The organism is Psychrobacter sp. ANT_H59 (assembly GCF_008369225.1).
Taxonomy (GTDB): domain Bacteria; phylum Pseudomonadota; class Gammaproteobacteria; order Pseudomonadales; family Moraxellaceae; genus Psychrobacter; species Psychrobacter cryohalolentis.
Window position 1 is genome coordinate 43492 of sequence record NZ_VOBE01000008.1, and the last position, 17165, is coordinate 60656.

Annotated in this window: 17 protein-coding genes; 7 read left to right on the forward strand and 10 right to left on the reverse strand. The window is 42.4% G+C overall.

Annotated elements, in window-relative coordinates; all coding sequences use genetic code 11:
- Positions 1 to 159: 159 nt before the first annotated feature.
- On the forward strand, positions 160 to 789 hold the full coding sequence (locus FQ083_RS11820) for an HD domain-containing protein (RefSeq protein ID WP_149409980.1): 630 nt from the start codon (positions 160 to 162) through the stop codon (positions 787 to 789).
- Between the two features lie 104 nt (positions 790 to 893).
- On the opposite strand, the gene phoU is transcribed toward FQ083_RS11820, so the two are convergent.
- The 6 genes from phoU to asd all read right to left on the reverse strand — a co-directional run bounded on the left by phoU (position 894) and on the right by asd (position 7300).
- Positions 894 to 1625, reverse strand: a complete 732-nt coding sequence (phoU, locus tag FQ083_RS11825; RefSeq protein WP_149409981.1) for a phosphate signaling complex protein PhoU — start codon at positions 1623 to 1625, stop codon at positions 894 to 896.
- 215 nt (positions 1626 to 1840) lie between these two features.
- The gene (gene pstB, locus FQ083_RS11830) at positions 1841 to 2776 is read right to left on the reverse strand and encodes a phosphate ABC transporter ATP-binding protein PstB (protein ID WP_149409982.1); all 936 of its coding nucleotides are present in this window, start codon (positions 2774 to 2776) and stop codon (positions 1841 to 1843) included.
- A gap of 99 nt (positions 2777 to 2875) precedes the next feature.
- Positions 2876 to 3790 carry a phosphate ABC transporter permease PstA gene (gene pstA / locus FQ083_RS11835; RefSeq protein WP_149409983.1) on the reverse strand — a complete coding sequence of 305 codons (915 nt, stop codon included), beginning with the start codon at positions 3788 to 3790 and terminating at the stop codon, positions 2876 to 2878.
- Positions 3791 to 3873: 83 nt separating this feature from the next.
- On the reverse strand, positions 3874 to 4824 hold the full coding sequence (gene pstC, locus FQ083_RS11840; RefSeq protein WP_011514530.1) for a phosphate ABC transporter permease subunit PstC: 951 nt from the start codon (positions 4822 to 4824) through the stop codon (positions 3874 to 3876).
- A gap of 172 nt (positions 4825 to 4996) precedes the next feature.
- Entirely contained in the window at positions 4997 to 6151 is a 1155-nt protein-coding gene (gene pstS / locus FQ083_RS11845) for a phosphate ABC transporter substrate-binding protein PstS (protein WP_149409984.1), read from the reverse strand.
- Between the two features lie 315 nt (positions 6152 to 6466).
- A complete protein-coding gene (gene asd, locus FQ083_RS11850) occupies positions 6467 to 7300 on the reverse strand; it encodes an archaetidylserine decarboxylase (RefSeq protein ID WP_149409985.1) in 834 nt (277 codons plus the stop codon).
- 186 nt (positions 7301 to 7486) lie between these two features.
- On the opposite strand from asd, the gene dtd reads away from it, so the two are divergent.
- From dtd to phoR, 3 genes are all read left to right on the forward strand, one after another.
- Positions 7487 to 7942 carry a D-aminoacyl-tRNA deacylase gene (dtd, locus tag FQ083_RS11855; RefSeq protein ID WP_149409986.1) on the forward strand — a complete coding sequence of 152 codons (456 nt, stop codon included), beginning with the start codon at positions 7487 to 7489 and terminating at the stop codon, positions 7940 to 7942.
- A 158-nt stretch (positions 7943 to 8100) separates the two neighbouring features.
- Positions 8101 to 8805, forward strand: coding sequence for a phosphate regulon transcriptional regulator PhoB (gene phoB, locus FQ083_RS11860; RefSeq protein ID WP_011514526.1), 705 nt, complete (start codon positions 8101 to 8103; stop codon positions 8803 to 8805).
- A gap of 105 nt (positions 8806 to 8910) precedes the next feature.
- Positions 8911 to 9987, forward strand: a complete 1077-nt coding sequence (phoR, locus tag FQ083_RS11865) for a phosphate regulon sensor histidine kinase PhoR (RefSeq protein WP_149409987.1) — start codon at positions 8911 to 8913, stop codon at positions 9985 to 9987.
- A gap of 13 nt (positions 9988 to 10000) precedes the next feature.
- On the opposite strand, the gene FQ083_RS11870 is transcribed toward phoR, so the two are convergent.
- The gene (locus FQ083_RS11870; RefSeq protein ID WP_149410008.1) at positions 10001 to 10591 is read right to left on the reverse strand and encodes a M23 family metallopeptidase; all 591 of its coding nucleotides are present in this window, start codon (positions 10589 to 10591) and stop codon (positions 10001 to 10003) included.
- A 314-nt stretch (positions 10592 to 10905) separates the two neighbouring features.
- Here FQ083_RS11870 and FQ083_RS11875 point away from each other — a divergent pair, with 314 nt between their 5' ends.
- Entirely contained in the window at positions 10906 to 11634 is a 729-nt protein-coding gene (locus tag FQ083_RS11875) for a putative quorum-sensing-regulated virulence factor (RefSeq protein WP_149409988.1), read from the forward strand.
- 10 nt (positions 11635 to 11644) lie between these two features.
- Here the strand turns inward: FQ083_RS11875 and FQ083_RS11880 are convergent, their stop codons facing one another.
- A complete protein-coding gene (locus FQ083_RS11880) occupies positions 11645 to 12538 on the reverse strand; it encodes an alpha/beta fold hydrolase (RefSeq protein WP_149409989.1) in 894 nt (297 codons plus the stop codon).
- A 344-nt stretch (positions 12539 to 12882) separates the two neighbouring features.
- Between FQ083_RS11880 and FQ083_RS11885 the strand changes: the two genes are divergently transcribed.
- Positions 12883 to 13560 carry a TIGR00730 family Rossman fold protein gene (locus FQ083_RS11885; protein ID WP_133104836.1) on the forward strand — a complete coding sequence of 226 codons (678 nt, stop codon included), beginning with the start codon at positions 12883 to 12885 and terminating at the stop codon, positions 13558 to 13560.
- A 92-nt stretch (positions 13561 to 13652) separates the two neighbouring features.
- On the opposite strand, the gene FQ083_RS11890 is transcribed toward FQ083_RS11885, so the two are convergent.
- Positions 13653 to 15245, reverse strand: a complete 1593-nt coding sequence (locus FQ083_RS11890; protein WP_149409990.1) for an FAD-dependent oxidoreductase — start codon at positions 15243 to 15245, stop codon at positions 13653 to 13655.
- A gap of 610 nt (positions 15246 to 15855) precedes the next feature.
- Between FQ083_RS11890 and FQ083_RS11895 the strand changes: the two genes are divergently transcribed.
- Complete coding sequence (locus FQ083_RS11895) at positions 15856 to 16290, forward strand: hypothetical protein (RefSeq protein ID WP_020444339.1); 435 nt, start codon at positions 15856 to 15858, stop codon at positions 16288 to 16290.
- A gap of 121 nt (positions 16291 to 16411) precedes the next feature.
- On the opposite strand, the gene FQ083_RS11900 is transcribed toward FQ083_RS11895, so the two are convergent.
- Positions 16412 to 17035, reverse strand: coding sequence for a YceI family protein (locus tag FQ083_RS11900; protein WP_149409991.1), 624 nt, complete (start codon positions 17033 to 17035; stop codon positions 16412 to 16414).
- Positions 17036 to 17165 lie beyond the last annotated feature (130 nt).

Genomic DNA, 17165 nt, shown 5'->3' on the forward strand with positions numbered 1-17165 from the left:
AGCGCTTACTAACATAAGCGCTATTTTATTTTTATGGTAACGCTAATTAACGATAGGTTAGCGTCTTCTTTTATAGCGTTTATAAAATGTATAATAATTGCTTATGCGTAAAGGTAGAATGAAGCACTATACCTTAGTAGAAAATTTAAGAGAAAACTTATGTCATCAGCTAATTCCATGTCATTCACTAACCCAACGCTTGCCTCAAAAATTGACATAGATCATGTCACTCATTTCTTGCTAGAGCTTGATGCGCTTAAACGGGTAAATCGCCGCAGTTACGTGACGGGTACGACTCGTCTAGAAAACTCAGCCGAGCATTCTTGGCATCTCGCTATGGCATGTTGGTCAATCGCTGAATTGTTTGAGTTGGACGTCAATCATGAAAAATTGCTTAAGATGGCACTGGTGCATGATTTGGGTGAGATTGATGCGGGCGATACTTTTTTATATGCTGATACCCGTCGTGATGCGCACGTTGAAGAGCGAGCTGGCATTGCGCGCTTACAAGCTGAGTCTGGTAATGGCATTAAAGATTTAAATGAGATTTGGGAAGAACAGGAGACCGGCAACAGCAAAGAAACCCAGCTGCTGAAAGTGGTTGATCGCTTGTTGCCATTTTTGCTTAATTTAAATACCAACGGAAAAACGTGGATAGAGTCTAACGTTACGCGCTCGCAAGTAGCTGGCGCGCATACCTTTATTAAAGACAGCTTTCCGAGTATTTATGAGTGGCAGGCACGGCAGATTGAATTTGCCACCGCGCAGGGCTGGTTGATTGATGGTTAAATTTATAGCAGTATCGCATTACTAAAAGCGTGTCTTTTTTATTTTGAACGGACTATGTTTTAAACGGACCATCATGTGCGATAAAGAAAATGCTATTTAAAATGTTATTTATTACTACCAGCATCCGTGGTTTGCTGGATGATTTTTTCCACTTGCATAAAATTTGTATGCCGCACATCTTTGCCGCTGGTGCAAAAAATAACCAGCTCAGCAATGTTTTTAGCATGATCGCCCACACGTTCTAGGGCGCGCAATACCCAAAGTATATTCATCACTCTGGACACGTGGCGGCTGTCTTCCATAATATAGGTCAGCAAGGCTCGAGTGGCAGATTGATACTCTTCATTGACCGCCACATCACTTTGCAATACCGAAAATGCCTGCTGAGGATTCATATGCGAGAAGGCGTCAATCGCATCAAGTAGCATCACGTGCACCTTATTGGATAAATGCTGAACCTCTGAATATCCTCTTGGAGAAGCGCCGTCTTTAATTAATTTGCAGGCCATACGAGCGATTTTTTCGGCTTCATCACCCACACGTTCAAAGTCAACGATACCTTTGCTAACCGCCATCACTAAACGCAAGTCATTTGCTGCGGGTTGGCGCTTGGTGACTAACAAAATGATTTGCTCATCGATTTTAATATCTAGCTGATTAATCAGCTGGTCGTCTGCAATCACTTTTTTCGCGGTCGCTTCATCTGCAGCTATCAAAGCGCGGGTTGCAACCATGACTTGCTCTGCTGCCATGTAACCCATTTGCATAAACAGCTCAATCACATCATGTAAGTCATTATCAAAACCCTTTGATAAATGTTTTTGCGTTATAAGCATGGCGGCTTCCTTATTCTTGTAGATTTAAATAGGATATAAGCATAAAAAATATATCTATAGTCAATCCACTACAAATCAAACACAGTGCTACTGGGATAAGTTTTGCGCCGCCTCTGTCTGCGTAGGCACAGCAAGCAAGAAAAATTTATCCTAGTAGCGCGTTATAATATTTGTACTTATTGTATTTAGGACTGACTATATTTATACAAACTGTTTTAACCATAGCGACCAGTAATATAGTCTTCAGTCGCCTTTTGAGCGGGGTTGGTAAATATCTGATCCGTCTCACCCATCTCTACCATATCGCCTAAATACATATAGGCGGTATAGTCAGAGACGCGTGCCGCTTGCTGCATATTGTGGGTCACGATAGCAATCGTATAGTCGTTTTTTAAATCGGTAATGAGCTCTTCAATCGCGCCTGTCGAGATAGGGTCGAGCGCTGAGGTTGGCTCATCTAGGAGCAGTACTTCAGGTTTTGTCGCTACACCGCGAGCGATACAAAGACGTTGTTGTTGGCCACCGGATAACGACAATCCTGATGCACGAAGTTTGTCTTTTACCTCAAGCCATAAAGCTGCCTTTTTGAGTGCCCATTCGACACGATTATCCATCTCAGCTTTGCTTAGCTTCTCGTAGAGGCGTACGCCAAATGCCACGTTGTCATAGATGGACATTGGAAATGGCGTCGGTTTTTGAAAGACCATGCCGACTTGTGCGCGTAGCAAGTTCACATCGATGTCTTTGCCCAAGATATTTTTGCCATCGAGGTTGATATTACCTTCTGCACGCATACCGGGATATAGATCATACATACGATTAAACGTACGTAATAGTGTGGATTTACCGCAACCTGAAGGCCCGATAAAGGCAGTCACTTTTTTGTCTGGAATATCAATATTGATATTTTTTAGCGCTTGAAAGTCACCATAATAGAAATTGAGATCTCGAATACTCATCTTGGCAGGCGGCATATGCTGAGGGATATCTGCTAATGTTTGCTGAGTCAAAAAGGCACTGTCAGGCTGCTGCCCTTGATGCTTCTGACTTCCTTGATCTATATTGGAAAATGATTGACCAAATAAACCACGTTGGCTGACGTTTTGCTTATTCTCTTGCTTAACCGCTTTTCTTTCTAGTAAGTCTGTCATCATCATATCCAATTATTTTAGAATGTTGTCAATATAGGTGCTGAACATAAGTGCTAAACGTGCGCTATAAATTGGCTGCTTAGTCAATTCTTAAATCAGCTATCTTGTATGATCTTTACCGCCAATAAAGCGTGCGAGAATATTGACTATCAGTACTGTCATGGTAATCAGTAATGCTGCCGCCCATGCCAATGCATGCCAGTTGTCATAAGGGCTCATGGCAAACTGATAAATAGTGTTCGGTAAGTTTGCCATCGGTTGGCTCATATCAGTGCTGAAATACTGATTGTTTAACGCAGTAAATAGTAACGGCGCGGTCTCGCCAGTGATACGGGCAAATGCCAATAGCACCCCTGTAGTCAGACCTGCTTTAGCCGCTTTAAGCGTGACCGTGCTGATCAGCTTCCACTTTGGCGTACCGAGTGCATAGGCCGCTTCACGTAAAGTATTTGGTACCAGATTGAGCATATTCTCAGTGGTGCGCACGACAATTGGAATCACAATCAAAGCAAGCGCAACTGCACCAGCCCAGCCGGAGAAGCTTTGACCTTTCACCATCAATGCATAAACAAAAAGACCAATCACGATAGAGGGCGCTGACAGCAAGATATCGTTTAAAAAGCGAGTAACTTTACCCAACAAGCTGCCTTGTGAGAACTCCGCTAAATAGATGCCCGCCATCATTCCAATCGGCGTACCAATCGCGAGACCTAACAAGGCGATCATCAATGAACCAATAATAGCATTACGTAAACCGCCGTCGCCCATAGGCGGTGGTGTATCTGCCATAAATACCGGCATCTCGATTAACCCTTGAAAACCCTCAACAAAAAGCGTCAGCAAAATCCATGTCAGCCAGAATAAACCAAAAGCGATGGCTGAGATGGCAAAACCAAGCCCCAATCTATTGATCAGGCGACGCTTATGATATAAACGCTTGTTGTAGCGGTCTTCAAAGCGTGAAGTCGGCTGGCTGGTTTGGTCGTTATCAGTCGTGACAGTCGCTAAAGTCATTAGGCGTTTGTCCTTTGTTGGTCGAAGGATTGGGTTAAGTGGTTTATTAACATACTTGCTTTAGAACAAGATATTGGCGCTACTTAGTGACCGGCTTTTTGGTCGATACGCATCAGCATTAGCTTAGAGATGGACAAGACAATAAAGGTAATAACAAATAGGATTAAACCCAAATGTAGTAGTGATGCCAAATGCAATTCACTTGATGCTTCGGCAAATTCATTAGCGAGCGCAGAGGTAATCGTTACTCCAGAGGTAAACAGACTTGGGCTGATATTAAAGGCATTACCGATTAAGAAAGTCACAGCCATCGTCTCGCCCAATGCGCGTCCAAGCCCTAAAATCACACCACCGACCACGCCAGCTTTAGTATAAGGTAAGATGATTTTGAACATCACTTCCCACGTCGTCGCACCCATGCCATACGCAGATTCTTTTAATAAATCAGGTACCACAGAAAAAACATCCCGCATGGTGGCGGCAATAAAAGGAATAATCATAATTGCTAGTACCAAGGAGGCGGTAAACATACCAAGCCCCATCGGTGCACCAGTGAATACTTGCCCGATAATAGGCAGAGGACCGATGTTTTCAATCAACCATGGCTGAATGTGTTCGCTAAAATACGGCGCAAAGACAAACAAACCCCACATGCCATAGATAATAGAAGGAATACCTGCCAACAGCTCAATGGCGATGCCCAATGGCTTTTTTAAGAAGTTAGGGCACAGTTCGGTCAAAAAGATAGCAATACCAAAGCTCACTGGCACAGCAATAGCGATTGCAATAAGGGAGGTGACAATCGTACCGTAAATAGGTGCAAGTGCCCCATATTGATCGTTCACTGTATCCCAGTTATTGCTGGTATAAAATCCCAGTCCAAATTCAGTGATACTGGGCCAAGCGCCCACGATTAATGAGAGCAGGATGCCACCAAGTGACAATAGCACCAAGATTGCAAATGCTTTAGTCGCATTGACAAAGATAGCATCGTAACGTTTTTGTTTAGCCAGTTGGGACCTTAAATCATTCATAAGTGTCTCAGCGTTGAATAGAATCAAGTCAAAATAGTAAAAGAGGTTTTATCACAACAAACTTAAAAAAATCTTTAAATTTTCTGTGATAAAACCTCTCAAACCCCTACCGGAGAATAGTGGTTTGAGAGGTTGGCTCGACAGTGATTATGCAATCACTAGCATAAACAGGTTACTGTGCAGGCTTATAGACAGGTTGACCGTCGCTGCCTTTGACCTCACTCCATTTTGCTTTGAATAAGGCAACTGCAGTATCAGAGAACGGTACGTAATCAAGCGCCATAGCGTCGTCATCACCTTGCGCATAAGCCCAGTCAAAGAACTTCAATACACCAGCGACTTGTTTGGCATCTTGTGGCTGCTTATGTACTAAGATAAAAGTGGCCGCGGCGATTGGCCAAGCTTGTGCTGTTTCAGAGTTGGTAATGACTTTATAAAAGCCTTCTTGCTGTGACCAATCGATGTCACCTGCTGCTGCAAAGGTTTTGGCAGAAGGTTGTACGACATTGCCCGCAGCATTTTTCAGGGCGACGTGTGCCATACCGTTTTGCTTAGCGTAAGCATATTCAACATAGCCGATAGAGTTTTTCATACGCGTGACATAGCTCGACACACCTTCATTACCTTTACCACCCGCACCGGTAGCCGACGTTGGCCATTTGACGGTCTTATCGACGCCTACACTGTCATTCCAATCGCTTGACACTTTGGCTAAATAATCAGTGAAGTTAAAGGTTGTACCAGAACCATCTGAGCGAAACACCGTGGTAATGGCAGCGTCTGGTAATTTAAGTTCAGGATTCATAGCCGCGATTGCAGGGTCGTTCCATTTACTGATTTTACCCAGATAAATATCAGCAAGCATTTTGCCATCGAGCTTTAACTGACCGGGCTCAATACCATCGATATTAACAATAGGTACCACGCCACCGATGACGCTTGGGAACTGTATCAGACCGGCTTCGTTCAACTCTTCTGGTGTCATCGGCGCATCAGATGCCCCAAAATCTACGGTCTTAGCAACGATTTGTTTGATACCACCTGATGAGCCAATAGACTGATAGTTCACTTGACCACCTGTGGCTTTATTGTAGGCATCTGACCACTTAGCATAGATAGGCTGTGGAAAAGAAGCACCAGCACCGGTAATACTCATCGATGCACTTTCAGCTGAGCTAGCACTAGCGTCGCTACTCACAGCAGTGTTTGATGGTGCTGTTGTGGCTGCTTCGTCGGTTTTATCGCTCTCGTTGTTGCTAGTCGTTTGGTTACAAGCGGCTAATGTCAAAGTGCTAGCGATTGCTACTGCCATGAATGAATAACGCATTATTTCTCCTAAAATTAATCAATTTTGAGTATCAAGCATTTATAAATAACAATGACAATGGTTTTCTGGGGTTTGCTGAAATGATGCTCTGCGGTTAATAAGGAGATTGTGCCAAATAAATATGACAGTTTGATGACATAAAGCCTTGCTATCACAAAAAACGACTGAAAAAAGAAAGTGTTAAAAAAACGATGTTAAAAAAACGAGGATAAAGGAGCAGGCACAAAAAAAGCATAGGCAGTATTCTAGTTACTGTCTATGCTCATTTTTTTCAATATTACTTATTACACATGTTTTTTACTTAGATAAATGGTGTTAGATTTTAGCGCTACCCAACAGTTGCCCCATTTGAACGATTGAGCCATGCTGCATGGTATCTTGCCAATCCGTTTTTGCTGCTTTTGGCAGTACTACAATTGCGGTTGAACCTAAATAAAAACGACCAAGCTCGTCACCTTTTTTAAAGCTCATATCATGGTCTGCTTCTTGAATATCATCGGTACGGCTAATTTTACCCGTCGCCACTGTCTCAATCCCAGCGACAATCATCGCACCGACCATCACTACTGCCGCTTTACCATAGGCGGTATCAAATAGACAGACGAGGCGCTCGTTACGAGCAAACAAATCCGGTACATTAGCAGCCGTGGTATTATTGACCGAAAATAGTGTACCAGGTACATAGCGGGTCTTGGTTAATATACCGTCAAATGGCATATGCACACGGTGATAGTTGCTTGGAGCAAGATAGACAGTAGCAAAACTACCATCCGCAAAATAATCGCCATCTGCGCTATCAGCCAAGAGCTGACCGATATCATAGTCACGACCTTTGGCTTGCAGTAGCTTATGGTCATGAATCTGCCCAAGCTGCGAAATCATGCCATCTGCAGGACTAACAATACCATTGATACTGGCATCGATAATACGGGCATTGTCTTGGAGCTCACGAGTAAAGAAATCATTAAAGCTCTCATAAGCGTTTAGGCTTTGACGCTCATATTCATCTAAGCTAACATCATACGCTTTGGCAAAACTGCGGATAAACGTACGCTTAACCCAAGGATGGCGACTGGCAGCTAAACGCCCAGCGACTTTACTGATTTTTTGCTGCGGGACAAATTGCTGTAAGGTAGTAAATACATTCATAATAGATGACCAAAGTAGGGATTAAAAATAGTTATTAAAATAAAAAGTTGTATTAAAAAATCATAGATAGGCAGTTTTATAGCTAGATTTATTTATAAACATAATCATAAGTACCTGCACAGATAATTGTATTTTATCATGGTCCGCAGCAGACTGTATGACCATAATCGTTAAAGGAAGTAAGCAATGAGAGCTCTTATTCAGCGAGTCAAACATGCCAGTGTCAGCGTTGATGGGCAGGAAGTCGGTGCAATCGATGAAGGAATACTGGCATATATTGGCTTGGGACACGATGATAACCTACAAAGTGCGCAGCGCATGGTCGATAAAATCCTCACCTATCGTATTTTTGACAATGATGACGATCCAGCCAAATACGGTAAACTCGATAAAAATATCCAGCAAGTCGGTGGTGGGCTATTATTGGTCTCACAATTTACTCTGATGGCAAAGACGGATAAAGGTCGCCGCCCTGACTTTGGTAGCGCAATGGCACCTGATATGGCTAAAGCTTTATTTGCACAATTGGTTGATTACGCAAAGACGCAGTATTTAACGGTTGCAACGGGTCAGTTTGGTGCTGATATGCAAGTGTTGAGTGTCAATGATGGACCATTAAACTTTTTATTAGAAGTGCATTAAGTCATTAGCATGGCTACTAAGTATTATAAATTTAAGAGTAAATGTCATTAAGCTGTCATAATTAAACCCTTTAATAAAGAAACGCTTATTTGCGTTTGTTACTGCTTTTATAAACTCTATTTTGTCCTCTAACATTAAGAATATATTAAGAATACATTATGTCTAAAGAGCAAATTTTGATTGTTGAAGATGAAGACGCCATTCGTGAGATGGTCGTCATGACCCTAGAGATGGCAGGCTTTGATAGTTTGCAGGCAGCGGATGTGTCAGAGGCGCACCAACAAGTGGTCGATCATCGTCCAGCGCTGATTTTATTGGACTGGATGTTGCCCGGTGATAAAAGTGGTATTGATTTTTGCCGTATGCTAAAAAGCGATACGCTGCTCGCCGAGATACCGGTTATTATGTTGACCGCCAAAAGTGAAGAAGACAGTAAAGTGCATGGTCTTGACGCAGGCGCTGATGATTATATGACCAAGCCTTTCTCGACCCGTGAGCTTATCTCAAGAATCAAAGCGGTATTGCGACGTAGTAACGCGCTAAGCGGCGACAAACCTATCAATATAGGCAGGCTAACTTTAGATGCCAAAAGCCAACGCTTTATGGTGGGTGATGACATTATCGATATGGGTCCGACAGAATATCGCTTATTGGCGTTTTTTATGAGCCATCCTGAGCGCGCTTATACCCGTGCTCAGCTGCTCGATCAAGTATGGGGCGGTAACGTCTACATCGAAGATAGAACCATTGATGTTCACGTAAAGCGTTTGCGCACATTACTACGTCCACATGATTGTGATACATTGATACAAACGGTACGCGGTACAGGTTATCGGTTTTCTAGCCGTATCGAAAAAGGTTAATCGCTAGCAATATGAATATTGTATAGTGTCACCTTTTAATAGTGTCGCCTTTTATCGGGAGCGGCCAATAGTAGAAAAATTATAAAAAATAATGGATAAATAAAAATGCCTATCCAAGATAATGAGCAAGGTGCCACAAATCAACTTAAAAAAATCAGAAGTGCTTTACGAGCATTACGTGATGCTGTAATTTTGCTCAATGACGATGATGGACTTGAATGGTGGAACCAAGCGGCGCAGGATTTATTATTGTTGCAATCCTCAGATAAAGGCAGGCGTATTTTTGACTTCATTCAAGTGCCTGAATTTATTAAGTATTATCAGGAGGCAACGACGCTTAATACTGATGCCGATGCCGATGCCGATGAGAGTGTGCATATCGTCTCTTGGCAAGACCCAAACCGCTATCTAAAGTGTGAGCTGACGCCATTTGGCGATGAAAAACTACTGATCATTTATGATGTGACCCGCTTGCAGCATTTAGAAGCGATGCGCCGCGACTTTGTGGCCAATGTCTCGCATGAGCTACGTACACCATTGACGGTCTTGATGGGATATCTGGAGAATTTCTCTGATCAGCCAGATATGCCTGCGAATTGGCGTCGCGGTTTTGAGCTGATGACTCAGCAAACGGCACGCATGAATAGGGTGGTCAATGACTTATTGCTACTGTCTCGTATCGAAATCGAAGAAACCCATGCGTTTAATGAAATCGATATGACTAAGCTGCTCACTCATGTCTATGATGATGCACAGGCGTATAATCAAGAATATAAGCATACGATTCACTTGCATATTGATACCTATGACGGACTATATGGCTCAGAGATGTACCTAAATAGCGCACTGTCCAATCTAGTGATTAACGCGATTAAATACACACCAAAAGGTGGCAATATCTCTATTAGTTGGACTAAGACTGCTGAGGGCTGCCGATTTGCTGTTGAAGATAATGGTATCGGTATCGCGCCGCAGCATCTTGCCCGTTTAACTGAGCGTTTTTATCGCGTTGACAGCGGGCGCAGCCGAGCAACAGGTGGGACGGGGCTTGGACTGGCGATTGTAAAACATGTCTTATATCAGCACGAAGCGAGCTTGCAAATTGAGTCAGTAGAAGGCATTGGCTCGACATTTAGTGCCGTGTTTCCAAATAACCATGTACGATCTGCCGCAATGAATTAATGCTTGATACACTTTAATCCTTTTGCAAAAGTGGATAAGGATTTACCGCGCTACCATTAATATAAATTCCATAATGAACATGCGGCGGTGTGCCTTTAGCATTGCCGCTATCACCCACGTAACCAATGGTATCACCGGCATTTATCCAGTCATTGGGAGAAATGTCAGCATAGTCTTCCAAATGCGCATAATAGTGTCCTGCGCCGCCTGGTCCCACTATCATAACGACGCGACCGCCTAACGCATTTTCGCCTACCTTACTGATGATACCTTGGGTCGTCGCTTGTATCGGCGTGCCGCGCGCCGCAAAAATATCAATCCCTTCATGTGAGCGACCTTGACTACGAGCAGCGCCCCATGTATCAGTCAGATGCTGCTTGGGTAGCGGATTTGGCAGGCTATTCTCTGTTGGTAGCGGGTGTTGCAATAGGCTAAGCTGCTGCCATTTTGCTATGAAAAATGATTGAGTTTGTTGGCTGATACTTGGTAATAATCTGTCAAATACGAATAATAGCATCAGCAATACTGCGGCCTTGATAAGTACGCTAATTGCACGGCTGATAAACGTAGGATTTGGTTGTTCGTGACTGCCATCTGGTCGCATCGACATCTCTTTGTCTTATTATTGCTTTCACTAATATTATATAGATAATACCTTTGGCTCTTCGTATAGCATTGTTATATCTGACTTTTATCCCCATAAATGAAAAGCTACTGAATCTAATTGCATCTATTATGTAGTTGGTCCTGAATAAAAGAAGTACAAATGATTATCAATCACTACTGGGGTTAATTTTTCTTGCTTGCTGTGCCTACGCAGACAGAGGCTGCGAATAATTAACCCCAGTAGTGTTTTGCTCCTTTTAAACGAGCAAAACTATCTGTCATTTATGTCCAACTTGCTATGGTTAAATTTTTATGGCTGCTGCTTTTAATATGGTCGATACTGCGCTGATTATCGATACCGAAACCGATCAAGGTCGTGATCCACGTCCTATCCAAGTGGCGACGATTAATGTAGCTACAGGCTTTGAGTGGATGAAATACTTTAATAGTGGGCGCTCAATATCGCCAGTTGTGATTAGAGTCCATGGCATTACCGATGACGATGTAGCGGGGCTTGAGCGGTTTGAGCTTGAGCAGTTTGAGTTACCTGAGTATCTTATCGGTCATAATGTACGCTTTGATTGGCGGGTGATTGGCAGTCCTTCCGCTAAGCTAATTTGCACCGTTAGGCTGGCGCGCGTCGCGTTTCCTGAATGGAGCGCCTATGGTCAGTCCAAATGTATTGAGCAGTTATTGGGCAAGGGTGAAGCTAGTAGGATGACGATTGCCGCTCATGATGCGCTCGGTGACGCTCGTATGTGTTATCTGCTGTATCAGGCTTGCTGCGAGCGCTTAGAGATTGCACCAACTGATTTTGCAGCAGCGCATGCTATTGCCAATAAAGCCAATCCAGTTAGTAAAATGCCCTTTGGGAAATATAAAGGGAAATTGATTAAAGAGGTGCCTATCGATTATGTAAAATGGATGCTGGGTAATATACATAATATGCAGCCGTCGCTTTATTCTGCATTGACCAAACGCGTCAAGGCAGAAGCGGCAGCAAACGCAAAAGAATCAATAGACGAATCCGTAATTAAATAGGCTCTGAAGTCTATTGATTATGTAACCAATCAACTGCCATCTGCCACAACTTAGGTGCTTTAGCATTGGTTCTGCTGCTGAAATAACGCATGTGACCGATGCTACTAACACCAAAATCTTTGGGATCTAAAAAGCGTTTTTCTACTGGCATTTTGGTAAAAACGCGAATCATATCATCCATATTTTTGCTATTGGCAATCTCATCATCACTAAACCCTAGCCATAATGCTGGCATATCGATCTCATCATAAAAATGCGTGTGTATACTTTTCCCAAAAGCGGTCTTGATATAACCTGCGCCATTACACCACTCACGCCATTGACGAGCGACGCCGCGCGGCAGCGGCTCGCCCATGCCGATTTTATCCGATGGCGTATAGCCTAACGTCAAATTAGTGAGAGGAATAAATGCCTCCATAAAACCTATGGCCTTAAGCTTATAAGGCATGTCCATGTTTTTGATGCGACCCGATGAGCAGGCGACATTAAATACTGAAGCAATAGACTGGGAATTTGGCATCAAACCAATGAGCTGACCGCCAGCGCTATGACCAATCAAATGATAAGTGGCATCGGTAAATTCATCTTGCAAGGCATCAAGGACGGCTGGCATGTCATGGCGACCCCAACTGATTAGAGACGCATCACATTTTGCCAAATCGGTGGACAATGACTCACCGATACCTTCATTGTCAAAAGTTAGTACGCCAAAGCCATGCTCGGCTAAGTGAGTGGCAAAATTGTGATAAAACTGACGTTTGATACCTGTTGCTGGTGCTATCATGACGGCTTTTTTTACAGGCGTTTTGGGACGATAGACAGTCGCGGCCAATGCCTGATTGCGATCGGTCATAATGCTTAATGAATAAGCCTCTGTTTGAGTAATAGTAGGGCTGTTTGCCATGGTTAAACCTTAATATATTATAGTCATTTTTATGAATGAGCTTTGTTAGCAAAGAGAGGGCATTAATTTGCAATAAGATGCCAATGTGTAGCCTTAAAAATGTAGTAATTGCGTAGTGATAAATGGTTGCGACCGCGTGATAGCATTGCTTATGTTAAAATAAATCTCAGTAGGGAAGGCGCTCAAATATGACTTCTAAGTTCTATCCCAATTTATCTTGCATGATATGATCCATTAAGACTGGACTGAATAACTATCTTCACTATTCAACATGCACGGATAAAAAACGCTTTAACAAACAAGTTCTTAATAAAAACAATTGATATAAAAGTTAAGGAAGCTATATGCAAATGAAAATCAACAATGACACGTATGAAGTGATTACCAGTCAAGATATTACTAATATCGAAAAAGCCGTGGATAAATCAGCGTTAACTATGCCGCTAGTTGCGGTCTATTGTGGGTCGCGTTTGGGTAATGATGTCATATATGAGCAAGCCGCACGAGAGCTTGGTGTGGCATTAGCAGACAATGGCATGGGTTTAGTATACGGCGGCGCGAGTATCGGGCTGATGGGCGCAGTCGCTGATGAAGTGATTCGAGGTGGTGCAGAAGCAGTCGGTGTGATTCCAACCTTTATGCTCAAACACGAAATTGCGCATGAGCAGCTGACCCGTTTACATCTTACAGATACTATGCACACGCGTAAAACAGTGATGGCAGAATATGCTGATGCCTTTATTACTTTACCGGGTGGACTTGGTACTTTAGAGGAAATCATGGAAATCGCCACATGGCGCCAGCTATATCAACACGAAAAGCCAATGATTATTTTGAATATTAATGGTTTTTATGATCGTATGATTGAGCATTTAAAATATACCACTGAGCAAGGCTTCATGAAGCAAGAAGATCTTGAGCGCTTGGTAGTATGTAACACGATTGGTGATGCCATTGATTTACTGCAGACGATGGTCAAAATAGATGCTGCTGTCAATACAGAAAAGATGGCTGGTAACTAAAAGCAGATATAAGCAAATATGAAAAAAGGGAGAGAATGGCTAAGAAAAGCAATTCTTTCCCTTTTTTTGTCCGTTAACTAAAAATATCTTTCTTAAGTCCTATAATTATCTGAACTATTATCAATATTTAAATCCTCTAACGCTTTTTCGCGAATACCACGATTGACGCCTGCCATTGCCAGCGGAAAGCCACGCTCTTTTGCCAAATCACGGGCGACTGTCTCAATAGCCAGACTGTCGTTGTGCGCCAGATACGCCCACTCATGAGCATAGCGATTACGGTTCACGGGCGTATCAAGTTCAATCAAACCAAGCCCACTCAATTCGTCAACGATTTGATCTGCTGCAATTAGAGTTGAAGATGCTTTGACGTTTTCAGCACGGGCATAGCGAATATTAGAGTATAAGCTCACATCAGCGACCCGGAGTGTATCATCCTCACCAGGAATTTGCTGCCCACCGTATAAAGCATTGCCAACAGTACGGGCACTATGGAAGGTCGGTACAAATTCTGCCACATAATCAATCGCTTGTTGGCTACGCGCTTGTAGTGGTGCTTTGTCCCAACCATCTTCGATATAGTGCACATATTGCGGCGGCAATTTTGGTTGGGCGCTGTCTTTACTTGAAGCCACCAAGCCATCATTAAACAGCGTGATAAAATTACTCATGCCATGTATCTGAAAATAACCACCCGGATAAGGGGTTAATTGCGCCATCCCTTCAGGTGTACCGCGATTACCGTAGACAATAATCTCTGGTATCTGTCCACCGGTATCTTCCCAATGAGTAATATAAGAGGATTTAAACTCTACCATACGCGTGACTTTGACACCGACCATATCATCAATCACCCCTGTACGAAAACCACAGGCATTGACGAGGTAATCAACTTCGATGGACTCGATTTTGCTATTAGATTGCGCTTCAGGATCTAAACCAGCACCTTGCTGATAATCAATACGCCATTTGGTCACATGATGATCAGCGTTTGAGCAGTTTTCACAATCAACTGGCATGACCTGCTTTACTTGAGTATCAGTAAAGACATGCGCATGCTCATAACCATCTAATGCCAATTGCGCCGATGCTGCCAAGCGAAAGATATTCCAGCCATATTCTTGTACCACAATCAGCGGAAATTTAACTTTATTTAAATCTAAATACTTAGCAACCGGTATCATCCATTCATCAACGGTAGTTGGCACAGTCAATTGCTCACGCTCAGACAATGCAATCAGTTGTTCATGGCTGTAGAGCTGATAATAATCTTCTGGTTCGCCCAGTACTTTGTTATTGGCATCTTGAGAAATCAGCTCACGATACGCATCGGTCAATATCTCAAGCCGCGGTAGCAAGTCTTCGGGCAAGCCGTCATCACGAGTCGGCACCGCAAATACCGTTGGACGTACATCAATAGTATAAGGATAAAGACGTAAAATATCGATACACTGTTTGAGAAGGGCGACGCAGTCCTCGTCAGGGATTTCGCGGTAGAGATTGCCACCGGCATGCAAATGGCACATAGGCGGACCATCAATCAGCGATTTGTTTTTTTCGAACACGTAAGTTTCAAGCCCTAACGCTGCCAATCGAATGGCAATGGTTGCCCCTGCCGTACCACCACCGAGGATACCGACACGTTGAGTAGCAATTACTTGATTATTCATGAGAGAGTGAGTCATTGTCGAGGTTATATCCTTAATAGCATTTGCATCAAGTGGTACTTAAATCAGTACTTAAAGGGGTACTTGGCATAGGCATGAGGTGGCTTATGGATATTGATATGCGTGCAGAGGCAGTCAAGTTCAACAGTGATCATAAATCTCAATGGTCACATTCGCCATTGTGTAGTCATGCTTAATTTCTATAGCGCTATTCTACAAAAAACGTTGGGGAGTAGAACGGCAAATTGGTAAGTGAATACATGATTTTTGTCAACGTTTAACCCAAAATTCTATTGAGCATAAACTTACTCAATTAAGATAATATTTTTAATTCAATTTAAAAGCGTCATCCTATTATTACCATAGGGACGAGCAGATTGAATTCCTCTTAAAACCGCTAATTACTGATGGTATTAAGTATTTTTGTTTGGCGAAATTGTAATGTTTATGGGCTTTTGTAAATTTATATGAGGACAAGAATAACAGCTATAAATCCTATGCTATATTTAAAATCTCAATAATGGGTTTAAGATATTTGCTTGCAATTTATTATGGCTTAAATCCTAGAGTGATAAGAACGATCTAATAACAATTAACAATCTATGATGACAATGACAAGGAAGTTATTATGAAACATATTTTAGTTTTATCCGCTCTTAGTGGTGTGTTGGCTCTTAGCGGTTGTTCAACGCTAAACAATATGGTCGGTAATGACGACTCTGGTATGCATGACGTGCAAGCAACCAATAAAAATACTGCGCCTGTCATGAGTAAAAACGGCATGTTGGTTGATTCTCGTAACCATATGACTTTGTATACTTTTGATAAAGATTCGATGAATAGATCAGAGTGTGGTAGCGCTTGTATGCTAGTTTGGCCGGCATTTATGGCACCTAGCAATGCCAAAGCCTCAGGGCAGTTTGCTGCTTTCCAACGTGAAGACGGCAAGTATCAATGGGCCATGAACGGCAAGCCGCTGTATTTCTATGCCAATGACACCAATGTTGGGGATAAAGATGGCGACAATAAACTTGGTGTTTGGCATATCGTTAGAACCAAGTAAGGTCTGAATATAAAGACTAAGTTTTACCATAAAAAAGCAGCCATCATTGTGGCTGCTTTTTATTACGATATTTTTAACTGCAAATTTACTTCATAAAAGCATCACATTGATATGTATAAAGCTATTTTGCTTTATTCTTCGTAGTCGCTTTTTTCTCAACCAGCTCACCGTCTATTTGAATGGGTACTTCAGTCGTAATGCCACTTGCAAAAGCGGTCATGCCATAAGCAGCTCGGTCAATAATACCGGTGGCACGAAAACCAATAACTGGCTCTTTGGTCATCGGGCTATTGGCTATTTTATTCAAAGTCACATCTAGGGTCAGTGGCTTGGTTTGACCCAGTAAAGTGAAGTCACCTGTGACTGTGGCTTGTTGTGGATTCTTAAAGGTGATGTTAGTCGATTTAAAAGTCATGGTTGGATATTTTGCCACATTAAAAAACTCATCTTTTTTTAAATGAGCATCGCGAGCATCCCAATTGGTATCGATACTGTCAGTAACAATAGTGAAATCCATATTGGCTTTATTAGGTGCTTTAATATCGTAATTGACCATACCTTTGACATCATTAAAGTGACCCATGGTGCTCGAAAACCCTAAGTGATTGACTGAAAATCCGACACGGGTATGTGCATCATCTAGCTGCCATTGAGTTGGCAGCGCCGCACTTGCCAGCGTTGTCATAGCAATTGCTGAGCCAAATAGAACAGCTTTTATACTGTTTTTCTCGATTGTATTTTTCATTGTCTTATCCTTATTAAATGTTAGTATTCAATCAATATTGATAATTAAATCACCAATACTAATTGAATATTATTATTAAATTAATATTAAAAATTAATAGTTATTGGTTATATTATCTAACATATCATTA

Coding starts and splice junctions, on each gene's coding strand:
- FQ083_RS11820 (WP_149409980.1), top strand. CDS start 160: ATGTCATCAGCTAATTCCATGTCATTCACTAACCCAACGCTTGCCTCA.
- phoU (WP_149409981.1), bottom strand. CDS start 1,625: ATGCTTATAACGCAAAAACATTTATCAAAGGGTTTTGATAATGACTTA.
- pstB (WP_149409982.1), bottom strand. CDS start 2,776: ATGACAGACTTACTAGAAAGAAAAGCGGTTAAGCAAGAGAATAAGCAA.
- pstA (WP_149409983.1), bottom strand. CDS start 3,790: ATGACTTTAGCGACTGTCACGACTGATAACGACCAAACCAGCCAGCCG.
- pstC (WP_011514530.1), bottom strand. CDS start 4,824: ATGAATGATTTAAGGTCCCAACTGGCTAAACAAAAACGTTACGATGCT.
- pstS (WP_149409984.1), bottom strand. CDS start 6,151: ATGCGTTATTCATTCATGGCAGTAGCAATCGCTAGCACTTTGACATTA.
- asd (WP_149409985.1), bottom strand. CDS start 7,300: ATGAATGTATTTACTACCTTACAGCAATTTGTCCCGCAGCAAAAAATC.
- dtd (WP_149409986.1), top strand. CDS start 7,487: ATGAGAGCTCTTATTCAGCGAGTCAAACATGCCAGTGTCAGCGTTGAT.
- phoB (WP_011514526.1), top strand. CDS start 8,101: ATGTCTAAAGAGCAAATTTTGATTGTTGAAGATGAAGACGCCATTCGT.
- phoR (WP_149409987.1), top strand. CDS start 8,911: ATGCCTATCCAAGATAATGAGCAAGGTGCCACAAATCAACTTAAAAAA.
- FQ083_RS11870 (WP_149410008.1), bottom strand. CDS start 10,591: ATGCGACCAGATGGCAGTCACGAACAACCAAATCCTACGTTTATCAGC.
- FQ083_RS11875 (WP_149409988.1), top strand. CDS start 10,906: ATGGCTGCTGCTTTTAATATGGTCGATACTGCGCTGATTATCGATACC.
- FQ083_RS11880 (WP_149409989.1), bottom strand. CDS start 12,538: ATGGCAAACAGCCCTACTATTACTCAAACAGAGGCTTATTCATTAAGC.
- FQ083_RS11885 (WP_133104836.1), top strand. CDS start 12,883: ATGCAAATGAAAATCAACAATGACACGTATGAAGTGATTACCAGTCAA.
- FQ083_RS11890 (WP_149409990.1), bottom strand. CDS start 15,245: ATGACTCACTCTCTCATGAATAATCAAGTAATTGCTACTCAACGTGTC.
- FQ083_RS11895 (WP_020444339.1), top strand. CDS start 15,856: ATGAAACATATTTTAGTTTTATCCGCTCTTAGTGGTGTGTTGGCTCTT.
- FQ083_RS11900 (WP_149409991.1), bottom strand. CDS start 17,035: ATGAAAAATACAATCGAGAAAAACAGTATAAAAGCTGTTCTATTTGGC.